This is a genomic window from Emergencia sp. (assembly GCF_048465375.1).
Taxonomy (GTDB): domain Bacteria; phylum Bacillota; class Clostridia; order Peptostreptococcales; family Anaerovoracaceae; genus Senimuribacter.
Map to the genome: position 1 here is coordinate 41,131 of NZ_DBFWLQ010000021.1, position 25,897 is coordinate 67,027.

Here is a 25,897-nt window from a genome sequence, read left to right on the forward strand (position 1 = left end):
ATGCATATGGAAGACAAGCGGTCTTTGATGAAAGAAAAAATAGAACTTTTGAATAGAGCGGCCAAGGCCTACTATCATGATGCAGAGGAAATCATTTCTAACTTTGAATATGATAAAATTTATGATGAGCTGATGGAGCTGGAACGGGAGACGGGCATCATCATGGCGGGCAGCCCCACGCAGAATGTTGGCTATGAAGTCCTGTCAGATTTGCCAAAGGAGCAGCATCCCAGCCGTATGCTCTCCCTCGATAAGACCAAAGACCGAGAGGCGCTCCGCGGTTGGCTGGGGAACCAAAAAGGACTTCTTTCCTGGAAACTGGACGGACTGACCATCGTGCTGACTTACGAGGGCGGCACTCTTGTAAAAGCGCTGACCAGGGGCAACGGAGAAGTTGGGGAAGTCATCACCAATAACGCCAAGGTTTTTGTCAATGTACCGGTGGAGATTCCTTTTGATGGACGGTTAGTTCTAAGGGGAGAAGCTGTTATCAAGTACAGCGAGTTTGAACGAATCAACGCTTCCATACCAGATGCGGAAGCAAAATATAAGAATCCGCGGAATCTCTGCAGCGGCTCCGTCAGACAACTGAATAACGAAATCACCGCGCAGAGAAATGTCAATTTTTTCGCGTTCAGCCTTGTAGAAGCCGGAAATGTCGACTTTGAAAACAGCAGAGAAAAGCAGATGACCTGGCTGCAGAGCCAGGGGTTCGATATCGTAGAATACAAAGCCGTTACTGCAGAGAACATTGTCGAAGCGGTAGAATACTTTGAAAAAGCCATCGAGGATAACGACGTGCCTTCTGATGGGCTGGTACTGACCTTTGACGACATTTTGTACAGTCAGAGTTTGGGCAGCACAGCAAAATTCCCGCGGGATTCCATCGCCTTCAAATGGCGGGATCAACTGGCAGAGACGATACTTACGGAGATGGAGTGGAGCGCATCGCGGACGGGCTTGATTAATCCAGTCGCCATTTTTGATCCGGTGGAGTTGGAGGGAACTACGGTCAGCCGGGCGTCGGTACACAATATCAGCGTCATGCGGGATTTAAAGCTGGGATTGGGAGATCGAATTACAGTCTATAAGGCGAATATGATCATTCCGCAGATTGCAGAAAACCTGACTGGCAGCAACAGCATTCATGTGCCAGATAGCTGCCCTGTCTGTCAGCACAAGGCGGAGATTAGAAATGACAACGGCGTAGAGACACTCTTCTGCACCAATCCGGAATGCCTGGCAAAACAGATTAAGAGTTTTACTCTGTTCGTATCGAGAGATGCTATGAACATCGACGGTCTTTCTGAGGCGACCATCGAGAAATTGATTGCCAAAGGATTGATTAAGGAACTGGCCGACGTTTTTCATGTAGAGCGTTTCCGGGAAGAAATCACGCAGATGGAGGGTTTTGGAGAAAAGTCCTTTGAAAATCTGAGGGCTTCTGTTGAGAAAGCCAAGGATACTACACCAGAGCGGCTGCTATACGCGCTGGGTATTCCGGGCATCGGCGTGGCTAACGCCCGGCTGATTGCCAAAGCCTGTCACAGGAAGTGGGAGAAAATCGTAAACCTGACTGAGGAGGAACTGGTTGACATTGACGGCATCGGTGAAATCATGGCAGGCGCCTTTGCCGCTTATTTTGGCAATCCACTGAAAAAGAAAATCGTGGACGATATCATCAAAGTGGTCAGACTGGATGAAACCGAGGAAGAGACGGAAGACTTTCTTTCTGGCATCACCTTTGTCATTACAGGCTCTCTCCACCATTATGAGAACAGAGACGCACTCAAAGAGGAGATTGAAAAGGCGGGCGGCAGGGTATCCGGCTCCGTCAGCGCAAAGACCGGATACCTGATCAATAACGACTTGCAATCAGGCACAGGAAAGAACAAAAAAGCGAAAGAATTAAATATTCCAATTATAGATGAAGAAACCATAAAGAGATGGCTCGAAACAGGAGAAATAGAAAATGCTTAAGGTAGGAAAACTTGACAGCAACATGCTGCAGAAGATTGTCATCGACAAAATTAAATATAAGAGGCCGGAAGTCAAGACGAGAGCTGGCATCGGCGAAGACTGTGCAGTCATCGATTATGGCAAATACGAGTGTGTGGTTTCCACAGATCCGATTACGGCGGCGATGAATGATATCGGCAGATTGGCAATCCACATATCCTGTAACGATATCGCCAGTAACGGCATAGAACCTCTTGGCATTACTTTGACGGTGATGCTTCCAGAGGGGACGACGGAAGAGGACATCTCTCTGATTATGGCACAGGCAGGCGCTGCAGCTGAAAAAGTGGGCGTAGAAATTATCGGCGGCCATACCGAAATAACGGCGGCAGTGAATCAGCCAGTCATCGTCTCCACGGCCATCGGCAGAGGTCTGGCAGGGGACTCTCAGAGCGCCCACAACATGAAACCGGGTGACTACATTCTGATGACCAAGACGGCGGGCCTGGAAGGAACCGGGATTATCGCCTCTGATTTTGAAAAAGAGCTTGCAGGGGTGCTGACCAGTGAGGAACTGGTGAGTGCCAAAGCATTGCTGGAACAGGTCAGTGTTGTCAAAGAAGGCCTCATCGCCGGCGAAATCGGCACCTCCGGCATGCACGATGTGACAGAGGGCGGCATCCTGGGAGCGGTCTGGGAGATGTGCCACATTGCAGGCCTGGGATGCCAGGTGTGGAAAGAGAAAGTGGCAGTAGATCCGGTAACGATCAAAGTTGCAGAGCATTTCGGTATCGACTGGCTGAGATTGATTTCCAGTGGCTGCATGCTCATCGTGGCGCCGGAGATAAAGAAGGAGCAAATCATGTCGGCCCTGCAGATTGGCGGCATTGAAGTCAGCTGCATCGGCAAGGTCTGCGAGAAAGAGAAGGGTCTGTATTTGGTGGACGAAGAGCGGCAGATCGAGATTGCCCCGCCGGAAGCGGATGAGTTGTACAAGGTGGTGAAATAGGATGTATGAACTAGTGCAGGTTGGCGAAAAGACCTACTACATAGAGTGTCCAGCGAAGATGGGACTTTACAAGATCAACGAGTCGGAGGTCTGCCTCATCGACAGCGGCAACGACAAAGACGCGGGGAAGAAGGCACTGAAAGCCATTGAAGGGCAGGGCTGGAAGCTGTCAATGATTATCAACACCCACTTCCATGCCGATCACATCGGCGGAAACCAGCTGCTGCAGCAGAGGACGGGGTGCAAGATCTACGGTTCAGGCAGCGACCTTGCCTTTATCAAAAGACCGCTGCTGGAGCCGGCCTTTCTCTTCGGCGCTTATCCGCCAAAGGAACTGCAGAATAAATTTTTAATGGCAAAGGAATGCCAGGCGTCGGAACTTACAGAGGAAGTGCTGCCGGCAGGGCTGTCTGTGATTCCGCTGCCGGGCCACTCCGACGGGCAGTTTGGCCTGCGCACTGACGATGACGTCATCTTTCTGGCAGATTGTCTGATGGGAGAGGATACTCTGGACAAGTACAAAATCTCTCACGTCTTTGACGTGGGAAGCTATCTTGAGACCTTGGAGATGGTAAAGGGCTTGTCAGCCGCTCTGTTCATCCCTTCTCATGCAGCGCCATGCGAGGATATCGTCCCCCTGGCAGAGGTCAATATCAAGAACACACTGGACATCATGGACGACGTGGAGACTTTATGCGGCGGGGAGGGTCTGACCTTTGACGATCTGATGGCGGCTCTATTTGAGAAATACCAGCTGGCTTTTAACTTGAGCCAATACTGTCTCAATGGCTGCACCATCAAGACCATGTTGGCAAAGCTCCATGACGAGGGGCGGATTGCCATTGCGTGTGAGGAGATGCGCATCAAGTGGCACCGGGAATTAAAATCAAACGAATGAAAAACAGATTGTAAACAAAGTCGGTTCAGCTACTGCGGTAATTTTACTATAGAGGGCTTTTTTTGCAAAAGTGAGTATAAAAAATACTAGTAAATTTCACGAATTGCCATCAAAATGGGTTGAAAACAACATAAAATCGCTCCAAGCCTGACCTAATTCACATTTTATTCCAATAAATTATACTCAATTTAAATAAAATAATGTTAATAGTAAAAATTGCATCTGCAGACTGACTGAATCAGCTTTCATGCCTTTGCCGTAATTATGTATGAAACATTTCTTGACATAGCCTCGCAAAAACAATATAATAATGTGTACGACAAATTAAATATTGCCCTTTAATAGCTTCGCCTGGTATGGTTTGGGTCCTGCGCAATGAGATGCCGTGAACCTTGTCAGGTCCGGAAGGAAGCAGCAATAAGCGGAAGTTCTTATGTGCCGCAGATCAGCCTTCTCCAACACCTGCGGAGCTATTAAAGGGCAATTTTGTATTACATAGGAAAATAGGCGTGCTGCGTCTTATTAGAATTATATGTATACTTTGAGACGTTTGCAATTAGTCCGAACTCGGACCAATTGCCAATGCTGCCAGAATATAGACACATCACAAAGGTTCAGCTTTGTAAGGGAGGAATGCCAGTGTACACTGCGTTATATAGAGCCCAGAGACCGGAAATTTTTTCCGAAGTCATCGGGCAAGATCATATCGTGAGAATCTTAAAGAATCAAATCGCTACAGATTCGGTCAGTCACGCTTACCTGTTCTGTGGAACTAGAGGAACCGGTAAGACGACGACAGCGAGAATTCTGGCAAAGGCTGTCAACTGCCTGGATGATGAGGACAGGCCTTGCGGACACTGTGCAAACTGCGTGGCCATCAAAGAGGGAACCTTCATGGATGTGGTGGAAATCGACGCGGCATCCAACAACGGTGTTGACAATATCAGGGAACTGAGGGAAAGCGTCAAATATCCCCCTGCTGTGGGCAGAAAGAAAGTATATATCATAGACGAAGTCCATATGCTGTCTACAGGCGCCTTTAATGCGCTGCTGAAGACCTTGGAAGAGCCGCCGGAGAACGTCATGTTCATTCTGGCGACCACCGATCCCCAGAAGCTGCCACAGACAATCTTGTCAAGATGCATGCGCCTGGACTTCAAACGAGTGCCAGAGAAAGTGCTCATTGACCATATGAGCCGCATCTGTAGCGAAAAAGGCGTGCAGGTTACGGACAGCGCGCTGCGCCTGCTTGCCGCCAATGCTGACGGTTCAGTCAGAGATGGACTGAGCATTTTGGATCAGTGCCTGGCTGGCGGAGAGAAGGATCTTGACCGTGATACGGTTTTGGATTTTCTCGGCACGGTATCAGAGGAATTCTTTTTGGATTTGACAGACCGAGTGGCTCTGAGCGATGTGGCGGGAGCCTTAGTGCTTCTTGATGAAGCACTGCAGGAAGGCAAGGATGTCAAGCAGCTGATGAAGGACTGGATGAGCCATTACAGAAGCCTGCTCATCACCAAGTATATAAAAAATGCGGAGGACATGCTGAACATGTCTACCGAAAACATAGAGAAACTGCGGAACCAGAGCAATCAGGTTTCCTTGGACGAAATCAATCATGGCATTATTACCCTTTCCAGAACGATTAATGATGCTAGATATTCCACGCAGCCGAGAATTTTGCTGGAACTGGCCATCGTGACCATTGCCTCAGGGCTTTCGGCAGAAACGCAGCAGGCAGCGCCAAGAATGGCGCAGGCACAGCCGAGACAGCAGATGGCCGCCAGACCAAAGAAGCCTGCTGTATCGGCAAAACCGGCGGAGCCGGCAGGGCAGGCTGCATCCACTGGTGTGTCGCCTGCACAGGCAGAAAACGATGATTTCGATGGAAGCGGATATGATCTTGCGGAAATCTGGGGCAGGATATTTGAAGAGGGGGAAGGGTTTAAAGGCAGTTTCAACTTGATTAGGACGGGCGCGACATTGGCAGATATGAACGGTCAGGAATTTAAAGTCATCGCTCACAACGAATTTACGAAGCAATACGTAGAGGCAAATCAACTGCATATCTGTGATTTGATGGAGAAGATTATCGGCAGGAGATTGAAGCTGGTTTGTCAGACAGAGAACCAGAAAGAAGACGTTACACCTGACCAGGAGGCGTTGGAACTGGCAGAAGAGGTCAGCGCTAAGCTGGGTCTGGATGTAAAGATTGAATAAATATGGAATAAATAGGAGGAATTCATTATGGGAAAAGGCATGAGAGCAGGTAAGAAGCCAAAGACAGGCGGCGGTGGAAATATGCAGAAGCAGCTGCAGCAGATGCAGGCCATGCAGCGTCAGATGGAGATGATGCAGGCTGAAATCGAAGAGAAAGAAATCACTACTACTTCTGGCGGTGGTGCAGTCAGTGTGACTGTAAATGGAAAGAAAGAAATTACAAATCTGACCATTGACAAAGAAGTTGTAGATCCCGATGATGTGGAAATGCTGCAGGACTTGATCGTGGCTGCTGTCAATGAAGGCATGAGACAGATGGAGGAACTTTCAAGTGAAGAAATGGGTAAGATTACAGGAGGACTGAATATTCCAGGATTAGTATAATGAGACAGTATCCGAGACCTTTAGGAAAATTAATTAATGAACTGTCTAAGCTTCCGGGGATCGGAGGAAAAACGGCCCAGAGGCTGGCTTTTCATATTCTGTCTATGGAGGATAAAGAAGCAGAAAACCTGGCGCACTCCATCTTGGAGGCGAAGCAGACTATGCGGTACTGTTCCGTTTGTGGAAATTTGACCGATCAGGATCCGTGCAGCATCTGTATTGACAAAACCCGCAGACAGGATGTGATTTGTGTGGTGGAGAGTCCTAGGGATGTGATGGCCATGGAACGAATTAAGGAGTTCGACGGTCTTTATCACGTCCTTCATGGAGCCATTTCGCCCATGGACGGTGTGGGGCCGGAGGATATCAACCTGAAACAACTCATCGTCAGGCTGCAGAACAGCGATGTAAAAGAAATCATATTGGCCACTAACCCCAACATTGAGGGAGAAGCTACCGCAATGTATATCGCCAGACTGATCAAACCTTCGGGCATCAAAGTCAGCCGTATCGCCAATGGCATCCCTGTGGGCGGCGATTTGGAATATGCCGATGAAGTCACATTGCTCAAGGCCATGGAAGGAAGAAGAGAGCTGTAGATTACAGCTCCCTGTTGTTTTGCCATTCTATCCGACGGATAACCCTTTTTCTTTTGCAATTTGCATCAAATATGAATATTTGGCCTTTACTGCCAATAGATTGTATGAAGCGTAGTCTATGGCGGTGAAGTCGGTCATCTCATTGAAAAGACTAACAGCCTGCTCCAATTCAGAGCGGGCATTTTTTATTGAGGTAACGATTATTTCTTCATCAGGTTTCAAATTATCACATCCTTCAAAGTTATTTAATTCTATTTTATTCCACATTGGCATATTTTATACAAGGTACCAATTATTTGCTTAGGAGGAGATGTGATATGGGAACTGAAATGGGGGTATTTTTGACCTTTGGCGGCGCAATGATTTTGATATTTTTATTGGGAAAAGCCTTATTGGTGCCCCTGAAAGTTATTTTGCGCCTTCTGCTTAACAGCGTATTAGGCGCAGTATTGATTATTGTAATAAATTTCATCGGCATGAATATCGGGGTTTTGATACCGATTAATGTGGTGAATTCTTTGACAGTGGGGATTTTAGGGGTGCCTGGTGTCATCATGCTGTTGCTTTTGTGTAATTGATGTATAAGCTGTGCATAAATATATGTATATTGTATTATTGTAGATACAATATTGACATTAGCGCAATATTGTATTAAAGTGTTTCCATTGTTTGCTTTTTAGTACAAAATAGGAGAGAATTGGAGGAAACACTGTGACTAAAAAAAGAATGAAAACAATGGACGGAAATACGGCTGCGGCAGAGGTATCCTACGCCTTTACAGATGTAGCGGCGATTTACCCGATTACACCGTCTTCGACAATGGCGGAAGTCGTGGATGAAATGGCAGCCTACGGAAAGAAAAATATTTTTGGACAGACCGTCAGGGTGGCAGAGATGCAATCTGAGGCCGGTGCAGCTGGTACGGTGCACGGGTCCCTGGCTTCTGGCGCGCTGACGACTACATATACGGCTTCCCAGGGATTACTGCTGATGATTCCTAACATGTACAAGATTGCGGGGGAAATGCTTCCTGCTGTTTTTCATGTTGCGGCCAGAACCGTATCAAGCCATGCCCTCTGTATTTTCGGAGACCACTCCGATGTCATGGCAGCCAGACAGACCGGCTTTGCTCTTCTGGCCTCAAGTTCTGTGCAGGAAGCCATGGATTTAGGGGCAGTGGCACATCTGGCGGCAATCAAAAGCAGCCTGCCGTTCCTGCATTTCTTTGATGGCTTCAGGACATCCCACGAGGTACAGAAAATTGAGACTCTCGATTATGATGATATGAGAGAGCTGATTGACCAGGAAGCAGTAGTAAGATTCAGGAAACGGGCGCTCAATTCGGAACACCCTGTCGTCAGGGGGACAGCGCAGAACCCGGATATTTTCTTTCAGGCCAGAGAAGCGTCCAACCAATTCTATGATGCCCTTCCTGAGATCGTTGTAGAATATATGGACAAGATCGGCCAGTTGACAGGCAGGTTTTACAAGCCGTTTGACTACATTGGTGCAGCAGATGCGGAGCAGATCATTGTGGCCATGGGTTCGGTCTGCGATACCATCGAAGAATCAGTGAATCAGATGGTTCTTGAAGGACGCAAGGTCGGTCTGATCAAAGTCAGACTGTACAGACCTTTCGTAAAGAAGTATTTTATGGCGGTCTTGCCAAAGACGGTAAAACAGATTGCGGTTCTCGATAGAACGAAAGAACCGGGAGCTGTAGGTGAACCTCTTTATCAGGATATTAAGACCATGTTGTACGGTGAACCCGCAGCGCCAGAGATTTACGGCGGCAGATACGGACTTGGCTCGAAGGAAGTGACACCGGGTATGGTGGAGGCTATCTACGACAACCTCTGCCGTAAAAATCCGCAGGATCACTTCACAATAGGCATTGAGGACGATGTAACAGGGCTGTCTCTGCCTTATGCGGCAGACCTTTCCCGCGAACCTGCCGGCACCATCAAATGCAAGTTCTGGGGGCTGGGCTCTGACGGAACTGTAGGTGCGAACAAGACGGCAATCAAGATTATTGGCGATAAGACTGATATGTACGCCCAGGGGTATTTTGCCTATGACTCCAAGAAGTCGGGAGGTGTGACCATTTCCCATCTGCGCTTTGGGAAGAGTCCCATTCAGTCGGCTTATTCAATCAATCAAGCGGACTTCGTAGCATGTCATAACCAGGCGTATTTGGGTCAGTATGACATGTTAAAGGATTTGAAAAAAGGCGGGGTTTTTCTCCTCAACAGCCTTTGGGAATCGGAAGAAATGGAGAAGAGGCTGCCAGCTAAGGTGAAGCGGCATCTGGCCGAAAAAGAAGCTGAATTTTATACCATAGATGCAGGCAAGATTGCACGGGCAATCGGCTTGGGCAGCAGAATCAATATGATTATGCAAGCCGCTTTCTTTAAGCTGACGGAGGTTATTCCAGTAGAAGATGCTGTCAAATATCTAAAAGAAGGCATCCAAAAGACTTACGGCAAAAAAGGACGGCAGGTTATTGAAATGAACTGCCGCGCTGTGGAGCAGGGAATCGAGGCCATTGAGAAGATCGAGATTCCATCGGCATGGCGCTGGGCAGAGGAACAGGATGAGAAGTCTGAGAATCTGCCGGAGTTCATAGAGGAAATCTTGCTGCCGATGAGCCGCCAAGAGGGGGACGGGCTGCCTGTGAGCAAGTTCGTGGACAGAGCTGACGGGACCTTTCCTTTGGGAACCAGCAGATACGAAAAGCGAGGCGTTGCCACGCATCTGCCGCGATGGGATGAAAGCAAGTGCATTCAGTGCAATCAGTGCTCTTTTGTATGTCCACATGGAGCCATTCGTCCAGTGCTGCTCAACGACAAGGAGAAAGAGACTGCACCGGGGGACTTTGCGACCATAGAAGCCAAAGGTGTCGGTAGGGAGGGTCTGCACTACAGAATGCAGATTTCTGCCCTCGACTGTATGGGCTGCGGAAACTGTGCTGATATCTGTCCGGCAAAGGAGAAGGCCTTGAGAATGGAGGCTTTCGATAAAGAAGTCAAAGAAGCCGCTAATTGGGAATATGCTATGACGGTAAGTAAGAAAGCGCTGCCGTTGGAGAAGAAATCGGTGAAAGGCAGTCAGTTCTCTATGCCGTACTTGGAATTCTCCGGCGCTTGTGCAGGCTGCGGTGAGACGCCGTACTTGAAAGTTATCACCCAACTCTTCGGAGATCGGATGATGATTGCTAACGCTACGGGCTGCTCTTCTATCTGGGGCGCATCTGCACCGTCCATGCCGTACTGCAAGGATGAAAATGGCAGAGGACCGGCCTGGGCGAACTCTCTCTTTGAGGATAATGCGGAATTTGGCTACGGCATGGTTTTGGCATCAAAGCAGATGAGGGATAAGATAGAACGGAATATGAAGACTCTGCTGGAACTGGAAATCGACGGGACTTTGCGGGAAGCCTTTGAGAATTGGCTGGCATACAGAGATGACGGTGAGAGATCGAGAAGCGTGAGCGACCAGGTGGTGGAAGCCATCGAGAATCTCCAAAGCCAGGATAGTATTGTGACACAGCTCTGTGGGAGAATTATGGAGCACAAGGATCATTTGGTCAAAAAATCCATCTGGGCCGTGGGCGGAGACGGCTGGGCTTATGATATCGGCTACGGAGGATTGGATCACGTACTGGCCTCTGGTGAGAATATCAACGTCCTGGTCTTCGATACTGAGGTCTACTCCAATACGGGCGGCCAGGCATCGAAGGCGACACCGGCTGCCGCTATTGCTAAATTTGCGGCTTCGGGCAAGAAGATCAAGAAAAAAGATCTGGGCATGATGGCCATGTCTTATGGGTACGTCTATGTAGCGCAGGTAGGCATGGGTGCAGATAAGAATCAGTTCATGAAGGCCATTACTGAGGCGGAAAGTTACGACGGCCCATCTTTAATCATCGCCTATGCGCCTTGTATCAATCACGGTATTAAGAAAGGCATGGGAAAATCCCAGGAAAATATCAAAGACGCGGTGGACTCCGGTTACTGGCACTTGTATCGCTTCAATCCTGAACTGAAGAAGCAGGGGAAGAACCCGTTTATATTGGATTCTAAGACTCCTACGAAGCCGTTCAGAGACTTTATCCTGGGTCAGAATAGATATGCTGCATTGGCCAAGGAATTCCCGCAAATCGCCGATAAGCTGTTTAATATGACAGAGGAGGATGCCAGGGAAAAATACGAGGGTTATAAAAAGTTAGCTGAAAAGTGATCCTTACAATCAATTAAATAGACATTTGAATTCAGCGGCCTTCTTTCGGAGCGGAAGTGGGCCGCAAACGGAGAGGGCAAGCCGTGACTGGCAAATCAGTCGCGGCTTGCCCTCTTGCAATCTAAAACCGGCCCTCTCGGGCCGGTTGCATTTGTTTTATTGCTTTTATGAGAACCATCCCATCTTAAAGAATGAGTCAATCTGTCCAGCAAGGACTAATACCATAGCCGGCGGTACGATCCACTTGATGCAGAAGTGGAAGTATTTTTTCATTTTGAAGGTTCTGCCCAGTTGAATCTCGTCGTCAGTATATCCTGGACGAATCCAGCCGAAGATGATAGCCATGAGCAATGCGCCCAGCGGCATCAAGATACCTTCTGAGACCAGATCGAAAGAGTCCAGCCAGGTGAGCTGTCCGAAGAACTGCGGGAATCCGTTGGAACCCAGTCCGTCGAGAGAAATCAGTGCGGCTTCGACAGCGACGATAGCACCCATTCCCCATGTAACCAGGTTTCTGTTCGGTTTCTTACCCTTTTCAATCTGCTTGTCCATCACTACGGAACCAACAGCTTCAAGCAGGGCGATGGATGATGTAATCGCTGCGATGAATACCAGGAAGTAGAGCAGGAATCCGAAAATTGGTCCGGCAGCTCCCATGGCCTGGAATACAGTCTGCAGAGTTACGAACAGGAGGCCAGGGCCTTGTCCTGGATCGAGGCCGGAAGCAAATACGGCCGGCATGATAGCAAGTCCTGCCATGATGGCGATGATGGTATCTGCTGCAGGAATCAACAAGGCATTCTGCTCCAGATTTTCACTTTTCTTCATATAGGAACCGTAAGTGACGGTGATACCCATACCCAGCGACAGGGAGAAGAACATCTGCCCGCCTGCAGAGGCGAGAACGTTGATCCAGCCTGTACCCTTGAAAACTTCGAAGTTTGGCTTGAACATAAATGCGAGACCTTCGCTTGCACCATCCAAGGTTACACTTCTGACGATGACGATAACTAATAATATGAATAAAGCCGGCATGGCGATTGTGGAAAATCTTTCGATGCCTTCTGAGACACCGCCCTTTACGATGAGGACCGTAAGGAGAACAAAGATCAAAGTAAAGATGACTGTCTGCATCTGGTCACCATAAAAATTCGCGAAGAAGTCACCACTATCTGCGTCTCCTATGCCCCAGCCTGCGTTGAACAAATCACCTAGATTTGCAATGGCATATTTGATACAATAGCCGCCAAGCATAGTGTAGAATCCTAAGATTAATAACGGTGAAATCCAGCCGAACCAGCCGACAAAACCAAATTTCTTATCGATAGATTCATAAGCGCCGACGACACCTTTGCCGGACTTACGTCCCAGCGATAATTCTGCCAGGCAGATGATGACGCCGACAAGGATAACCAAAATGACGTAAATCAGTAAAAAGGCGAAGCCGCCATTCATTCCCATCTTGTATGGGAATCCCCATAAATTACCAAGGCCTACAGCCGAGCCGACTGCGGCCATCAGAAAGCCGAAGCTGCTGCCCCATTGGCCTTTCTTATTGTGTTCCATTGAACTACCTCCTAAAAATCAAATATCAAATCAATTATAATTTCGTAAGTATCATTATACATACAATGAAAAAAATTGTCAATGGATACATAAATTTGCGATTGAATTTTGTTATCAAAAACAAAATAAGCATAATTATTGTTCGGAGACTGTGGAGAAAAAACAAAACCGGGATTCTGAGAATCCCGGTTTGAAAGCTCTTCTTATGTAATTTAGAACAAATCAGTGAAATCGAAGAAAGAGTCGAGCTGTACAATCAGAATGAAGAACATGAATACAGGACCGACATATCTGAAGCAGATATCGACAAATCCCTTGCTCTTGAATGCGCCGCTCTGCTCGATTTCATCGTTCAGATAATTACGTCTGGTCCAGCCGAACATGATTGCCATCAGCAATCCGCCAATCGGCATCAGAATACCTTCTGCGAAGAGGTCGAATACGTCTAGCCAAACCTTGCCGGAGTCAGGTCCCAATGTTGCGAGGAGCGGATTCCACATGCCAGTGGAGCCGAGTCCGTCAGCAGACACGATGGTAGATCCGACTAATGCTACGAAGCCCATGATCAAGGTCAGCATGGTTCTGTTGGCCTTCTTGCCCTTCTTCTGCTGGGCGTCCATCATGGCGGAGATGCCGCCTTCCATCATGCCGATGGAGGATGACAGAGCTGCGAAGAATACCAATGCGTAGAAGATGAATCCGAAGATCGGACCGGTGCTTCCCATGTTGTCAAATACTGCCTGCAAAGATACGAAAAGCAGTCCAGGGCCGCCGCTTGGCTCGATGCCGTAAGCGAAGACTGCTGGCATAACTGCCATACCGGCTAATACTGCTACTACAGTATCTGCGATTGGGATGATGACTGCGTTCTGCTCCATATTGGAGTCTTTGCCCAGATATGAACCGTAAGCGATCAGACATCCAGATGCCAGGGACAGTGAGAAGAACATCTGGCTTCCTGCCGCACCTAGAACTTTCAGCCAGCCGGCTCCTTTGAACACTTCGAAGTTCGGTTTGAACATGAATTCGAGACCAGCGCCTGCACCATCGAGAGTACAGCTTCTGATAACGACGATGACCAGCATGATGAACAGTGCCGGCATCGCGATCTTGGAGAACTTCTCGATACCGCCGGATACACCGCCGATGACGATGAGTACGGTCAGAACCAGGAAGAATACGCCGAATAAGATTGCCGGCATGCCGCTGCTGATAAATCCGCCGAAGAATGCGTTTGCATCGACACGGCCGGTGCCCCAGCCTGCGCCGAAGATATCGCCCAGATTTGCGATCATGTATTTGATTACATAGCCGCCCATTGTGCAGTAGAAGCAAATCAAGAAGAATGGTACAAGTGTTTCGAACCAGCCATTGATTGTGAAGCGTTTGTCACAATCTCTGTATGCTTCAATTGCAGCTTTTCCGGTCTTACGACCTAAGGTGATCTCACCCAAAATGAGTGGATAACCGACGAAGACTGCCAAAATGAGATAAATAAGTAAGAATGCGAAGCCGCCGCTTGCGCCCATCTTGTACGGGAAACCCCATAAGTTGCCTAGGCCAACAGCTGATCCGATGGATGCCATCAGGAATCCAAAGGTACTGTTAAATTTGCCTTTGTTCTGTTCCATTGAACTACCTCCTAATAAGATTAAATAAATGCATCAAAATAATAATTTATTTCAATAGTATTATAATCCTTTCCGTGGAGAGGTGTCAACATGTATACATTTAAAATACAAAATTATCAGATAATTACAAAAAGTGCACGATTATTTGTTGTCTTTTCACAATTTCTACCAAGTTTGTTATTTATATATCAAAAAAAGAAGTAACCTCGACAAAGCGAGGTCACCTCTTTTTACATGCATTTATTCATCCTATCAGGAGAATATCAATTTTTAGAACACCTTCGTAAACCCAAAGAAGGAGTTGAGCTGTACGACCAGAATGAAGATCATGAAGACCGGACCGATGTACCGGAAACAGATATCGATGAATTTTTTGCTGACAAATTTGCCGCTGAGTTCGATCTCGTCGTCGATGTAATGACGTCTGGTCCAGCCGAGCATGATGGCCATCAGCAGTCCGCCGAGCGGCATCAGAATACCCTCTGCACCTAAGTCAAAGACATCCAGCCATACCTTTCCGGAATCTGGACCAAGGATGGACAGCAACGGATTCCACATTCCCGTAGAACCTAGACCGTCAGCAGATACGATAGTGGATCCGACTAACGCGACAGCGCCCATGATCAGAGTGAGCACAGTACGGTTGACGCTCTTCCCCTTTTTGATCCGGGCGTCCATCATGGCTGAGATACCGCCTTCCATCATGCCGATGGAGGAGGTCAGCGCCGCGAAGAATACCAGCAGATAGAAAATGAAGCCGAAGATCGGGCCTGCAGCCCCCATGTGGTTAAATACAGCCTGCAGAGATACGAAGAGCAGTCCCGGTCCGCCGCTTGGCTCAATGCCATAGGCGAAGACTGCCGGCATAACTGCCATACCTGCGAGAAGCGCCACGATGGTGTCAGCAGCAGGTATGATGACTGCATTCTGCTCCAGATTGGAGTCTTTCTCCAGATAAGAACCATAAGCGATGAGACAGCCGGAAGCCAGGGATAGTGAGAAGAACATCTGACTGCCTGCCAGCCCCAGAACTTTCAGCCAGCCCAGCCCTTTGAACACCTCGAAGTTCGGCTTGAACATGAATTCGATGCCGCCTCCTGCGCCCGGAAGGGTGCAGCTTCTGACGACTACGATGACCAACATGATGAACAGCGCTGGCATGGCCACTTTGGAGAACTTCTCGATGCCGCCGGATACGCCGCCGATGACGATGATGACGGTCAGCGCCAGGAAGAAGACACCCCACAGAATTGCAGGCATGCCGCTGCTGATGAATCCACCGAAGAAAGCGTCAGCATCGCCGCGTCCAGTTCCAAAACCCGCGCCGAAGATGTCTCCAAAATTTGCAACCATGTATTTGATGACATAGCCACCCATGGTGCAGTAGAAGCAGATTAACAGGAATGGTACGATGGTCTCGAACCAGCCGTTGATGGTGAACCTATGGTCTGCGTCTCTATATGCTTCGATAGCGGCTCTCTGGGTTTTACGGCCCAGGGCAACTTCACCTAATATCAGCGGATAGCCGACAAAGACTGCCAAAATCAAGTAAATCAGCAAGAAAGCGAAACCGCCCCCGATGCCCATCTTATATGGAAACCCCCAAAGGTTGCCAAGACCGACAGCAGATCCGATAGATGCCATTAAGAATCCAAAGGTACTGTTAAATTTACCTTTGCCGTTATTCTCTTTTTCCATTATTACTACCTCCTATTCAAGATAACACTGTAAAATAGTAAAAGTGCTGCAAATGATTGCAACTTACATTATAATATTCTGAAAATATTAAACAACGATTCAGTGATGAATTGCTACTCAGGGTTTAGGGTAAAGTGGCAGAATAGTCCCATGGGACTAGAGATTTTAAAAACGCAGACAGCGCCCTGCGAATATCTCGCGGGCGCTGTCTGCATACATGCATTTATTTAATCTTTATTAGGTAAAAGCGACATTATTTTAGAACCAACCTAGTGCGAAGAAGCTGTTCATCTGACCGACAAGGATGAATACCAGGAATATCGGTGCAACCCATTTCAGACAGAAGTTTACAAATGGTTTTGACTTGTATCCGCTGCTCAGTTTAACTTCGTCATCTATGTAGTTCGGATGAATCCAGCCCAAGATAATAGTCATAATCAAACATCCGCCCGGCATCATGAAGCCTTCTGCAAATAAATCGAAAGCATCCAGCCAAGTGCCGAGGCCGAAAGGCTTTGGCAGTGGGCCGGCACCCAGTGCATCAACCGCAACGATAATGGATCCGACGGTAGTGACTGCGATAATGGACCAACTGATTTTTGTGCGGCTCGGTTTTTTACCTTTATCTGCAGCTCTGTCCATAAAGGCTGATACTGCACCTTCCAACATACCGATGGATGATGTCAGCGCTGCAAAGAGCACTAGCAGATAGAAAATAGTGCCGAAGATCGGTCCGGCTGAACCCATGGAATTAAATACGGTCTGCAGTGTGACGAAGAGCATTCCTGGTCCAGCGGCAGGTTCCATACCTGCGGCAAAAGTTGCTGGGATGGTAGCCAGTGCTGCTAAAAGTGCAACAGAGGTGTCCATGATTGGAACTAGAATAGCATTTTGCTCCAGGTTCTCTTTTTTGTCCAGATAAGAGCCGTATACGATCATACAGGCAGAAGCGAGAGACAAGGAGAAGAAAATCTGACCTCCGGCAGATGCCAGAACTGTAATCCAACCGGTTCCTTTAAACACCTCGAAGTTCGGTTTGAAGATGAATTCCAATCCTTCTGCAGCACCAGGGAGGGTGCAGCTTCTGATTACAGTGATAATTAATAGAATGGCCAAGCCTGGCATCGCCACGGTACAGAACTTTTCAATACCGCCAGAAACACCGCCCATTACGATGAGAACCGTAACGATAATATAGATGGCCGTAAAGATCAATGCTGGTGCGCCGCTGCCGACAAAGGCACCGAAGTATGTTTCGCTGTTCGCTCCCGCGACACCCCAGCTTGCACCGAAGATGTCACCGATGTTTGCGATCAGGTACTTTAAGACGTATCCACCGAGAACACAGTAGAATGTCAGTAAGAAAAACGGAACAATTGTGGCAATCCAACCATTAAAAGTGAAGCGTCTATCCAGCTTTTCATAAGAACCGATAGCGGCTTTCTGCCCTTTTCTGCCGATGGAGAATTCTCCCAGCATACAAGGATAACCGATAAATATTGCCATTAATAGATATAAGATTAAGAAAGCGAAACCGCCGCCATTTCCCATCTTATATGGAAACCCCCACAGGTTGCCCAGACCGACAGCCGATCCTACAGCAGCCATCAAGAACCCAAAGTTACTTTTAAATTGGCCCTTGTCATTACTTTTTTGCTTTTCCATTGAGCTACCTCCCAAATTAATAGGTTTAATAAATTGAAATATTGCATGGGTTGTAATTGCTATTATAATATTCTGAAAACAGTTGGCAACACGGATTTGACCATTTAAGACAAAAGTACTAGGGGCAGAAAGGGAAAACGATACTTTATGTTATGGCAGATTGTTTTGATAAAAACACCTGAGACATTCTCGGATTTTTACAGAGAGGAGTATTTGCTGGCAGGGTCATGAGTGGAAGGGGAATATTCAAGTGCAGTAGTCCGCACATGATGCAATTTTATAAAAATGTGCGGTTCATTTATTTTGAAAACCTCGATTGCGGACAGTATGCATCTAATTTAGTTCTTAAATGGTCCGCAAATAGAGCAGTTCAGAAAAAATGTCCGAGACTTTTATTTTGAATAGGTCAATTGCGGACTAATTAGGGAGAAAATCTGTTCTATTAGTCCGCAAATAGATCCTCTGAAAAAAATGTCCGAGACATTTTTTTTGGTGCTTGTGTCTGCGGACTGATAGAATGAACACTGTTACTATCCATACGACATATAAATGAAGCAAAAGTGGTTATATTGGGAAATAATTTAAACACACGAAAAAAGAACAAAGATGCATGGTACACCAGAGGCGGGATATGTTATAATAGTTCCAAGATGAAATCGGCGTTGCCGCTCTACCCCAAGCTTGCTTGGCTAGGCAGAACGGACAGCGAAGTGAGTTGTGCGAGCGTAGGAATATTGTGAAGCAATATGTTGCTGCAACGTGGCGGCAGGTGATATTTTATAGAGGAGATGCAAAAATGGCGATAGAAAAAGTGAGAGACTATTTCAAACAGTTGGGAATAGAGGACAGGATTCAGGAGTTCGAAGTATCCAGTGCGACAGTGGACCTGGCGGCACAGGCTGTAGGTGTAGAAGGAGCGAGAATCTGCAAGACGTTATCTTTCAAGAATCTAGATGGGGATGGATGTATTCTCATTCAAACAGCGGGCGATACTAAAATTGACAACAAAAAATTTAAGAGCTGCTTTGGATTTAAAGCGAAGATGCTGACAGCAGATGAGGTTGTCGCCTATACGGGTCATGCGATTGGCGGGGTCTGTGCTTTTGCAATCGAGAATCCAGAAGTGAAGATCTACTGCGATGAGTCTATGAAGCGTTTCGAAACAGTTTTCCCTGCGTGTGGAAGCGATAACAGCGCAGTAGAGTTCACTTGTGACGAACTCTTTAAATATTCTAATGCGATTGCGTGGATTGACGTCAGCAAACTTCCAGAAGCAGAGTAAGGAGCAAGATGGTACGATGAGCGGTACACAAAAGAAAGACAGACTTAAAAAAGAATTGAAACGATTTCTGTTCTGCACTGTAGGAGCATTAATCATAGCCTTTAACTTGAAGAGCTTCGTAAGGACTGGCGGATTATTTCCGGGAGGATTTAGCGGCGTCACCCTGTTGATACAGCAAATTTGTGATACCTATTTTCACGTCACACTACCCTATACGGCAGTTTATATTCCACTGAACCTGATTCCTGTATATATCGGTATTAAGTATTTGGGAAAACGGTTTACCTTTTATTCGTTTTATGTGATCTTGCTCAGCAGTGTCATGACGGACCTGATGCCAGAGGTCGTTATCACCTATGACGTGCTGCTGATCTGCATTTTTGGCGGCATCATCAACGGAACAGCGGTCTGCATCTGCCTGTTTGTCGGCGCCAGCGCCGGAGGAACAGACTTCATATCTATATACTTTTCCGAAAAGCGAGGCATCGATACCTGGAATTTCATCTTTATGGCAAATATCTGTATCCTCGTCACCGCCGGAGTTTTGTTCGGTTTTGACAGGGCACTGTATTCGATTATTTTCCAATTTTGCACCACCCAGCTTATTCAGACCTTGTTTAAGCGCTATCAAAAACATACGCTGCTGATCATCACTGACCAGCCCAGCGCGATTTATGGAAGAATTCGAGAAATCACCCATCACGATGCAACGCTTTTTAAAGGAAACGGCTGCTTCGCAGGTGCGGAGAGAAACATGGTCTATTCTGTCGTGTCCAGTGAAGAGGTGGATATGATTATGAAAGAAATCAAAGAGGTCGACCCAAAGGCCTTTGTCAATGTCATCAAAACGGAGCAGGTCAACGGCAGATTTTACAGACGGCCTAACGACTGATGATTTGCAGATATCGAAGGATTGATATAAAACCCGGAACTATATGGTATGGTTCCGGGTTTCATCGTCCAGGTGCAAGAACACGTTGACCGTGAATCGACCGTCCTCATTACATATGCCTGCTGCACCGTAGTATTTCTCTGCAATTTTTCGTATTGCAGGGATGCCCAGACCGTGACCGGCAGAATCTTTTTTTGTCGTCGGAAATTTCTGGTCGTTACGTTCTGCCAGAACTGATGAATTGATACAGTTAATATGAAGATTTCCTTTTTTATATAGAAGTTTTATTTTGATAAATCTATTGGCGCTTTCTGGCGTTGCCAGGCAGCCTTCTACAGCGTTGCTGAGAATATTTGACAGCAATGTGCAGAGATCAGCATCGGATGCTGAAAGTTCCTTTGGAATATGTACTTCGTGGGAGACTATGATTCCATGATTTTTTGCCATCTCCAGATAGTAACTCAAAATGGTATTGATTAAAAAGTGTTCGGCGTAATATAGTGGCTTTAAGTTGGTTTTTTGCTCGTTCAAGGCATTTAAATAAGCACCCAGCCGTTCATAATCACCAGCGAGAAAATAAGCGTTGAGGGCTGAGATGTGGTGATTCAGGTCATGCTTTAACATGCGGACCTGACCCATGGCATCCTCCATCTGTCGTGCACTTTCAACAGCAAAATGGTTTTGCAGCTCCAGAATATGAAACGCCTTCTCTTGCCGTATTAGTTCGATGTTGCGCAGAACCATCAGACCACCAAAGATGAGAACCATAAAAAATCCTGCATACTCGTTTTGCCATGCTCCATAAATCGGTTCAAATTTATTGGAATCGCCAATCGTGGCGAAGAGACTGGCACCGAATATGCCGCAGGCGGACAAGATAAAGACCGTTGACCAGTTTTTCTTTGCAGATAAACCAATTCCGGCCACAATAGCCAGCAATACCCACATGGTGAGCTTGTAACCGTCAATAAAATATCCGTACAGATTGACCAAAGACGGGCAGCCAGGTATAATGAACATAACGCTGACAAAGCAAAAGACGCAGGCCAGGAGTGTCAGTGGCCGAACAAAATAACGATATGGCTTCAGATGCTCCAGATCAGCGGTCAGAATTCCAATGGAGACGCACTGCGCCAGGAGGAGAAGCCGCGCAGTGTCTTCTATGGCATACCAAAATGTAGAGGAAAGTCCCAGCTGCCAGATGAACTGATGAGAACATTGAATGGCGAAGGCAAGGCACAGAAATCCGAAGTGACGAAATAGTCTCTTTTTTGAGCGAACAATCCATAAGGCCAGGGAATAAAGGGCCAGAGTCAGAGCCGAGATACATAAAACACTGTAGATCAGCGTCCGGACAAAGAACAAATGTGTCATCACCTGAGAAGTGCCGATTGCCGGCGGATAGATCAGTCCGCTGTAATAATGCGCCTCGTTGGTGATGGTGAATTCCAAATGGATGTCTGCATTACCGACAGGGATATTCACAGATGTTCCGTCCCCCGTTACGGAAGCGACGGAGCCATTGATCTTCAGGGTATAGTCTGTATAAATCTCCGGAATTTCCATGGTGAGAACCTGGGGAGTTCCAGTGTAACGCAGAGTCACCGCATATGTTGCTGTGCTAAAAGGAGAGGTTCCTCCCGGCAGATAAGCGTAGTTAGAATATTCGCCGATGAAGGCTGTCGTTTCTGTTCCTCCAATGCGAACCTTCCACCCATCGATCAGATAGATTGGAGGGTCTAAGTCGGTTTCAGAAAAAGCAAAGACACCGTCCTGCCCATAGGGCGGCCCGGCGGTATACTTATTATCATATTGATAGGCAATCCCCATGAAAACGAAGGTCAGCGAAAAAACGATGACGGCGGTCAGCAATAAGAGGAGAATTTTCCTATGAGATTTCATAAAAAACCTGTAGTCCTTTCAATCATATGCTGTGTTCTGATTCTCGTGTACAGCATCCCTGTTTTTGCAGAGGATGCAGAGAAAGATGCACAAACACATTATACTCTGAACGACGCAGGATTTGAAGTATATATTTATCCAGGCGTGTCCTGGGATGAGGTCCGAGACAACGACAATTATACAGAATATGCAATGTATACCAATGGGGAAGGCGATTCGCTTGGATTTTTGATTGAATGGAGTGAAGCAGAATTCGAGGCTGGGATGGAGTCGGGGGCAGAAGCTTTTACTGTCGGCGGTACCTGCAGCCCGGACGTTGACTATTGGAGCCAGTACGATAGAGAGCGGTGGCAAGCAGGAATCATAAACGTCGATCGGACAGACGTAGAGCTGCAGGTTCGTGTCAGACCACAGACGTACGTTGCAGTGTATCAGAATACAGAGGAACCCATAACCAGGAAAGTGAGAAGCTGCACGCCCTTTGACGAGGCAGGTTTCTATGATAGTTCAAACCTGAAAACAGATAGCCCGTTCGATTCGGAGATCTGCAGATTCAACATTGAATGGAGTGAAGCGGAATATTTGGCAGGTATTGAAAGCGGTGCGCAGGTCTTCATCATGCATGGCAAATATACTGGGTGCGAAGATGCAGAGATGCAGCAGCTGCTGGACGTTGGTATGATTCGGGCTGGCGGCGAGGAGGAGCTGATGATAGAGGTGGAATCGGAGCCGGCGAGCCCAAGGGTATATTATGACCCTTATGTTTGGACGGAGGAACTGCACACGTCGGTATCCCGGGATACGCCGCTGGATGAACTGAACCTGCCTTCATCCAATGACCTGGAATTGAAAGGGGCAGAATATGACTATGCCGACACCAGGTCTTTCTCTATTCAATGGAGCGAAGAGGACTACAAAGCCGGTCTTGCATCCGGAGCGAAAACTTTCCGTATATCTGGGGAGTATACCTCTGACGGTTTGGACGAAGTTGAAAAGCAATGGTGGGACAAGGGGCTGATTATCATCGGTGGCGGAAACAAAGTCCCCGTAGAAGCCGTAATTACTGTGGTGGAAGAGGGTGAGAAGATTCCCTGCTCTATCAGTCTGAAAAAGGATTGGGATGAATCTGTTTATCCGCTTTTTACGTTTCCCAACCCGGGAAACGTAGAAGAGGTGATCTGTATGTCATCCTTAGATGGGGAAAACTGGTATGAGTACGACGTCACAACATACTTGCAGAACAACTTCGCTGATTATCAGATACCTGCAGTTGTCTATGATGATTATGACGAGTTGATTTCAATCCCTGGCGATGCGCCTTCTTATTATAAAATTGTAATAAAAGGAGGCCCTTATGCTGGAGAATCCGCGGTGATAAGAAGAAATCCGCCTTATGATCTGACCGATACCGATGATGACATTTCCGGAGACCGAGGAGGCGGAGGTCAAGGGGAACACGACAGACCGGATCAAGACGACGAAGCTGTGCCGCCGGTGATACCGCCCGCAGTAACTCCGCCAGTAGCGCCACCGCCGATTTTACCTCCTGAAATTCCAGTGAGACCGCCTGCAGTTTTGCCCGCGCTGCCCACAATCGTTCCGCCGATAAAAACGCCTGGTTTGACGCTGGCGACAGATTCTGCTGAGCAGGAGGCAGGCGATGGAACACAGGTAGAGGAAACGGAAGCTGACCTTCTTGCTGACGCAGCGGCGGCTAGTCATGAAGTGGCCACGGATTCATCCTCAGGGGTCAAGGCCGAGAATAGGGCGGATAGCAGAAGTATTTTGAAAAACGCAGAGCCTTCTGACAGCGGGAAAAAACGAATTCCAGCATATGTCGGGGCACTTGCAGGCACTGTGGCTCTGATGACGACAGGTTCACTGCTGGCGCTGAGGCGCAGAAGATGAAAACTCTAAAGAATGAGAATGAGGCATGGAAGAAATTTCTTCTATGCCTTTTCTTTTTGTGCTATAATCTATTAGCGAAAAAAATGTAATTCATTGTCGATAAGAGGAGAGGAGCGCAGAATGAACTTCCTAGAAGAACGGATAACAAAAGACGGAATTGTAAAAGAAGGAAATGTACTCAAGGTTGACAGCTTTCTCAACCACCAGATGGACATCAAGTTATTTGACCAGATGGGTGAAGCATTTAAAGAGAAATTCAGGGAAAAAGACATCAACAAAATTTTGACCATAGAGGCTTCCGGTATCGGAATTGCCTGTATTGTGGCGAAGCATTTTGATGTGCCGGTGGTCTTCGCGAAGAAAGCCAAGAGCATCAATCTGGATGGTGAGATGTATACGGCAGAAGTTGAGTCTTTCACCCACAAGACAAAAAATCAGATTATCGTATCAAAGAAATTTCTCACTGCGGAAGATCAGATTTTGATTATCGACGACTTTCTGGCAAATGGCTGTGCGCTGCAGGGGTTGATTCAGTTGGTGCAGGCAGCAGGAGCGGAGGTCTGCGGCATCGGCATCGCCATCGAAAAGGGTTTTCAGCCCGGCGGTCAGATTATTCGCAACTTGGGCTATCAGCTAGAATCTTTAGCCATCGTAGAAAGTATGAACAGCGAAACTGGAGAAGTCGTGTTTCGCTCTCAGGAGTCGTTAGGGGAAGGCGCCTATGAACAGTAACGTGGAAAACATATATCAATTGGAAGGAAGAGTACCTGTTTCTAAAGCGATTCCTTTTGGGCTGCAGCACATCCTGGCCATGTTTGTAGCAAACATCGCACCCATTATCATCGTAGCAGGGGCCTGCGGCTTATCCTCAGGAGATATGGCCATGTTGATCCAGAGCGCCATGATTATCGCCGGCATCGGTACGATCATCCAGCTTTATCCGGTCTGGAGACTGGGATCTGGACTGCCTATCGTCATGGGAATCAGCTTCACTTTTGTCTCCATCTTCTGCTATATCGGACCGACTTACGGTTATGAAGCGATTATCGGCGCGGTGCTGATAGGCGGTCTGGCGGAAGGTGTTCTCGGTCTGCTGGCAAAATATTGGACGAGATTGATTACGCCGGTGGTAGCGGCCAGCGTGGTAACTGCCATCGGATTTTCTTTACTGTCTGTAGGCGCAGCCTCTTTTGGCGGCGGCAGCGGCAGTGCAGACTTCGGCTCAGCCAAAAACCTGATTCTGGGCGGCATTACGTTGGCGTGCTGTATCGGCTTTAACATCTTCGCTAAGTCCTTTTGGAAGCAATTGTCTGTGTTGTTTGGTCTTGTGGCAGGGTATGTAGTCGCTGTCGCCATGGGAATGGTCGATTTTTCCACGCTGTCGGATGCGTCTGTCATTGCGCTGCCAAAGTTGATGCCCTTCAAACCGGTCTTTCATCCAGGCGCTATCGTCTCGGTGTTCCTGATTTTCCTGGTATCGGCCACAGAGACGATCGGTGATACTTCAGCACTGGCATCGTCTGGTCTTGGAAGAGATGTAAAGGCAAATGAAACGGCAGGGTCTATCGCCTGTGACGGTTTCATCAGCTCCTTGTCGGCGGTCTTCGGCTGCCTGCCCATTACATCCTTCAGCCAGAACGTGGGATTGGTAGCGATGACAAAGGTGGTCAACCGCTTTACCCTCTTGATGGGTGCCATCATCATGATTTTGGCAGGACTATTTCCGATCTTTGGAACGCTGCTGGCCACTTTGCCCGACGCAGTGTTGGGAGGCTGCACGATCATGATGTTTGGAACCATCGTGGTCAGCGGAATTCAGATGATTTCACGGTGCGGTTACAGCCAGAGAAACATCAGCATTGTGGCGCTGTCTCTCAGCGTGGGGATTGGATTTACCCAGGTGCCGGAGATCTTCTCTATCTTTCCACAGATTATACAAAATGTGTTTGCTGAGAACTGTGTAGCGGTGGTATTCTTGGTGGCAATTGTCTGCAATCTGATTCTGCCGAAAGATATGGAATCAAAAAACGAAAAAGCTGACTGAT

The 25,897-nt window shown here is 47.5% G+C and carries 19 protein-coding genes and 1 other RNA gene; 14 read left to right on the forward strand and 6 right to left on the reverse strand.

Translation table 11 applies throughout. The features are described 5' to 3' along the window. Positions 1-6 precede the first annotated feature (6 nt). From ligA to recR, 7 genes are all read left to right on the forward strand, one after another. Entirely contained in the window at positions 7-1,980 is a 1,974-nt protein-coding gene (ligA, locus tag ACMQ5W_RS14255) for an NAD-dependent DNA ligase LigA (RefSeq protein WP_419025749.1), read from the forward strand. Beyond that, a complete protein-coding gene (locus tag ACMQ5W_RS14260; RefSeq protein WP_419025750.1) occupies positions 1,973-2,968 on the forward strand; it encodes an AIR synthase family protein in 996 nt (331 codons plus the stop codon). Before ligA ends, ACMQ5W_RS14260 begins: the two co-directional genes overlap by 8 nt. 1 nt (position 2,969) lies before the next feature. Then, positions 2,970-3,866, forward strand: a complete 897-nt coding sequence (locus ACMQ5W_RS14265) for an MBL fold metallo-hydrolase (RefSeq protein WP_419025751.1) — start codon at positions 2,970-2,972, stop codon at positions 3,864-3,866. A 302-nt stretch (positions 3,867-4,168) separates the two neighbouring features. Beyond that, an RNA gene (gene ffs, locus ACMQ5W_RS14270) (signal recognition particle sRNA large type) lies at positions 4,169-4,358 on the forward strand. A gap of 147 nt (positions 4,359-4,505) precedes the next feature. Beyond that, positions 4,506-6,086: a DNA polymerase III subunit gamma/tau gene (gene dnaX, locus ACMQ5W_RS14275; RefSeq protein WP_419025752.1), complete on the forward strand. Its 1,581-nt coding sequence runs from the start codon at positions 4,506-4,508 to the stop codon at positions 6,084-6,086. A gap of 27 nt (positions 6,087-6,113) precedes the next feature. Further along, the gene (locus tag ACMQ5W_RS14280; protein ID WP_148494540.1) at positions 6,114-6,470 is read left to right on the forward strand and encodes a YbaB/EbfC family nucleoid-associated protein; all 357 of its coding nucleotides are present in this window, start codon (positions 6,114-6,116) and stop codon (positions 6,468-6,470) included. After that, positions 6,470-7,069, forward strand: a complete 600-nt coding sequence (recR, locus tag ACMQ5W_RS14285; protein WP_419025753.1) for a recombination mediator RecR — start codon at positions 6,470-6,472, stop codon at positions 7,067-7,069. Before ACMQ5W_RS14280 ends, recR begins: the two co-directional genes overlap by 1 nt. Before the next feature lie 27 nt (positions 7,070-7,096). On the opposite strand, the gene ACMQ5W_RS14290 is transcribed toward recR, so the two are convergent. Next, positions 7,097-7,291 (reverse strand): DUF2508 family protein, encoded by a 195-nt coding sequence (locus ACMQ5W_RS14290; RefSeq protein WP_419025754.1) that lies wholly within the window; start codon positions 7,289-7,291, stop codon positions 7,097-7,099. 95 nt (positions 7,292-7,386) lie between these two features. Between ACMQ5W_RS14290 and ACMQ5W_RS14295 the strand changes: the two genes are divergently transcribed. Both ACMQ5W_RS14295 and nifJ read left to right on the forward strand, forming a co-directional pair. After that, entirely contained in the window at positions 7,387-7,647 is a 261-nt protein-coding gene (locus ACMQ5W_RS14295) for a pro-sigmaK processing inhibitor BofA family protein (protein ID WP_419025755.1), read from the forward strand. Between the two features lie 148 nt (positions 7,648-7,795). Beyond that, complete coding sequence (nifJ, locus tag ACMQ5W_RS14300; protein ID WP_419025773.1) at positions 7,796-11,308, forward strand: pyruvate:ferredoxin (flavodoxin) oxidoreductase; 3,513 nt, start codon at positions 7,796-7,798, stop codon at positions 11,306-11,308. Between the two features lie 165 nt (positions 11,309-11,473). On the opposite strand, the gene ACMQ5W_RS14305 is transcribed toward nifJ, so the two are convergent. The 4 genes from ACMQ5W_RS14305 to ACMQ5W_RS14320 form a co-directional block, all read right to left on the reverse strand. Next, the gene (locus ACMQ5W_RS14305) at positions 11,474-12,874 is read right to left on the reverse strand and encodes a sodium-dependent transporter (protein WP_419025756.1); all 1,401 of its coding nucleotides are present in this window, start codon (positions 12,872-12,874) and stop codon (positions 11,474-11,476) included. A 212-nt stretch (positions 12,875-13,086) separates the two neighbouring features. Next, the gene (locus ACMQ5W_RS14310; RefSeq protein ID WP_419025757.1) at positions 13,087-14,505 is read right to left on the reverse strand and encodes a sodium-dependent transporter; all 1,419 of its coding nucleotides are present in this window, start codon (positions 14,503-14,505) and stop codon (positions 13,087-13,089) included. 270 nt (positions 14,506-14,775) lie between these two features. Next, positions 14,776-16,203 (reverse strand): sodium-dependent transporter, encoded by a 1,428-nt coding sequence (locus ACMQ5W_RS14315; RefSeq protein WP_419025758.1) that lies wholly within the window; start codon positions 16,201-16,203, stop codon positions 14,776-14,778. A 258-nt stretch (positions 16,204-16,461) separates the two neighbouring features. Then, positions 16,462-17,868, reverse strand: coding sequence for a sodium-dependent transporter (locus tag ACMQ5W_RS14320; RefSeq protein WP_419025759.1), 1,407 nt, complete (start codon positions 17,866-17,868; stop codon positions 16,462-16,464). Positions 17,869-18,664: 796 nt separating this feature from the next. Here ACMQ5W_RS14320 and ACMQ5W_RS14325 point away from each other — a divergent pair. Further along, positions 18,665-19,150 (forward strand): YbaK/EbsC family protein, encoded by a 486-nt coding sequence (locus ACMQ5W_RS14325; RefSeq protein WP_419025760.1) that lies wholly within the window; start codon positions 18,665-18,667, stop codon positions 19,148-19,150. A gap of 16 nt (positions 19,151-19,166) precedes the next feature. Beyond that, positions 19,167-20,042, forward strand: a complete 876-nt coding sequence (locus ACMQ5W_RS14330; protein ID WP_419025761.1) for a YitT family protein — start codon at positions 19,167-19,169, stop codon at positions 20,040-20,042. Between the two features lie 39 nt (positions 20,043-20,081). On the opposite strand, the gene ACMQ5W_RS14335 is transcribed toward ACMQ5W_RS14330, so the two are convergent. After that, positions 20,082-21,944: a GHKL domain-containing protein gene (locus ACMQ5W_RS14335; protein ID WP_419025762.1), complete on the reverse strand. Its 1,863-nt coding sequence runs from the start codon at positions 21,942-21,944 to the stop codon at positions 20,082-20,084. Between ACMQ5W_RS14335 and ACMQ5W_RS14340 the strand changes: the two genes are divergently transcribed. The 3 genes from ACMQ5W_RS14340 to ACMQ5W_RS14350 all read left to right on the forward strand — a co-directional run bounded on the left by ACMQ5W_RS14340 (position 21,933) and on the right by ACMQ5W_RS14350 (position 25,896). Then, positions 21,933-23,852 carry a hypothetical protein gene (locus ACMQ5W_RS14340; RefSeq protein ID WP_419025763.1) on the forward strand — a complete coding sequence of 640 codons (1,920 nt, stop codon included), beginning with the start codon at positions 21,933-21,935 and terminating at the stop codon, positions 23,850-23,852. The genes ACMQ5W_RS14335 and ACMQ5W_RS14340 overlap by 12 nt on opposite strands. A gap of 120 nt (positions 23,853-23,972) precedes the next feature. After that, positions 23,973-24,584, forward strand: coding sequence for a xanthine phosphoribosyltransferase (locus ACMQ5W_RS14345; RefSeq protein WP_419025764.1), 612 nt, complete (start codon positions 23,973-23,975; stop codon positions 24,582-24,584). Continuing rightward, positions 24,574-25,896 carry a uracil-xanthine permease family protein gene (locus tag ACMQ5W_RS14350; protein ID WP_419025765.1) on the forward strand — a complete coding sequence of 441 codons (1,323 nt, stop codon included), beginning with the start codon at positions 24,574-24,576 and terminating at the stop codon, positions 25,894-25,896. Before ACMQ5W_RS14345 ends, ACMQ5W_RS14350 begins: the two co-directional genes overlap by 11 nt. Position 25,897 lies beyond the last annotated feature (1 nt).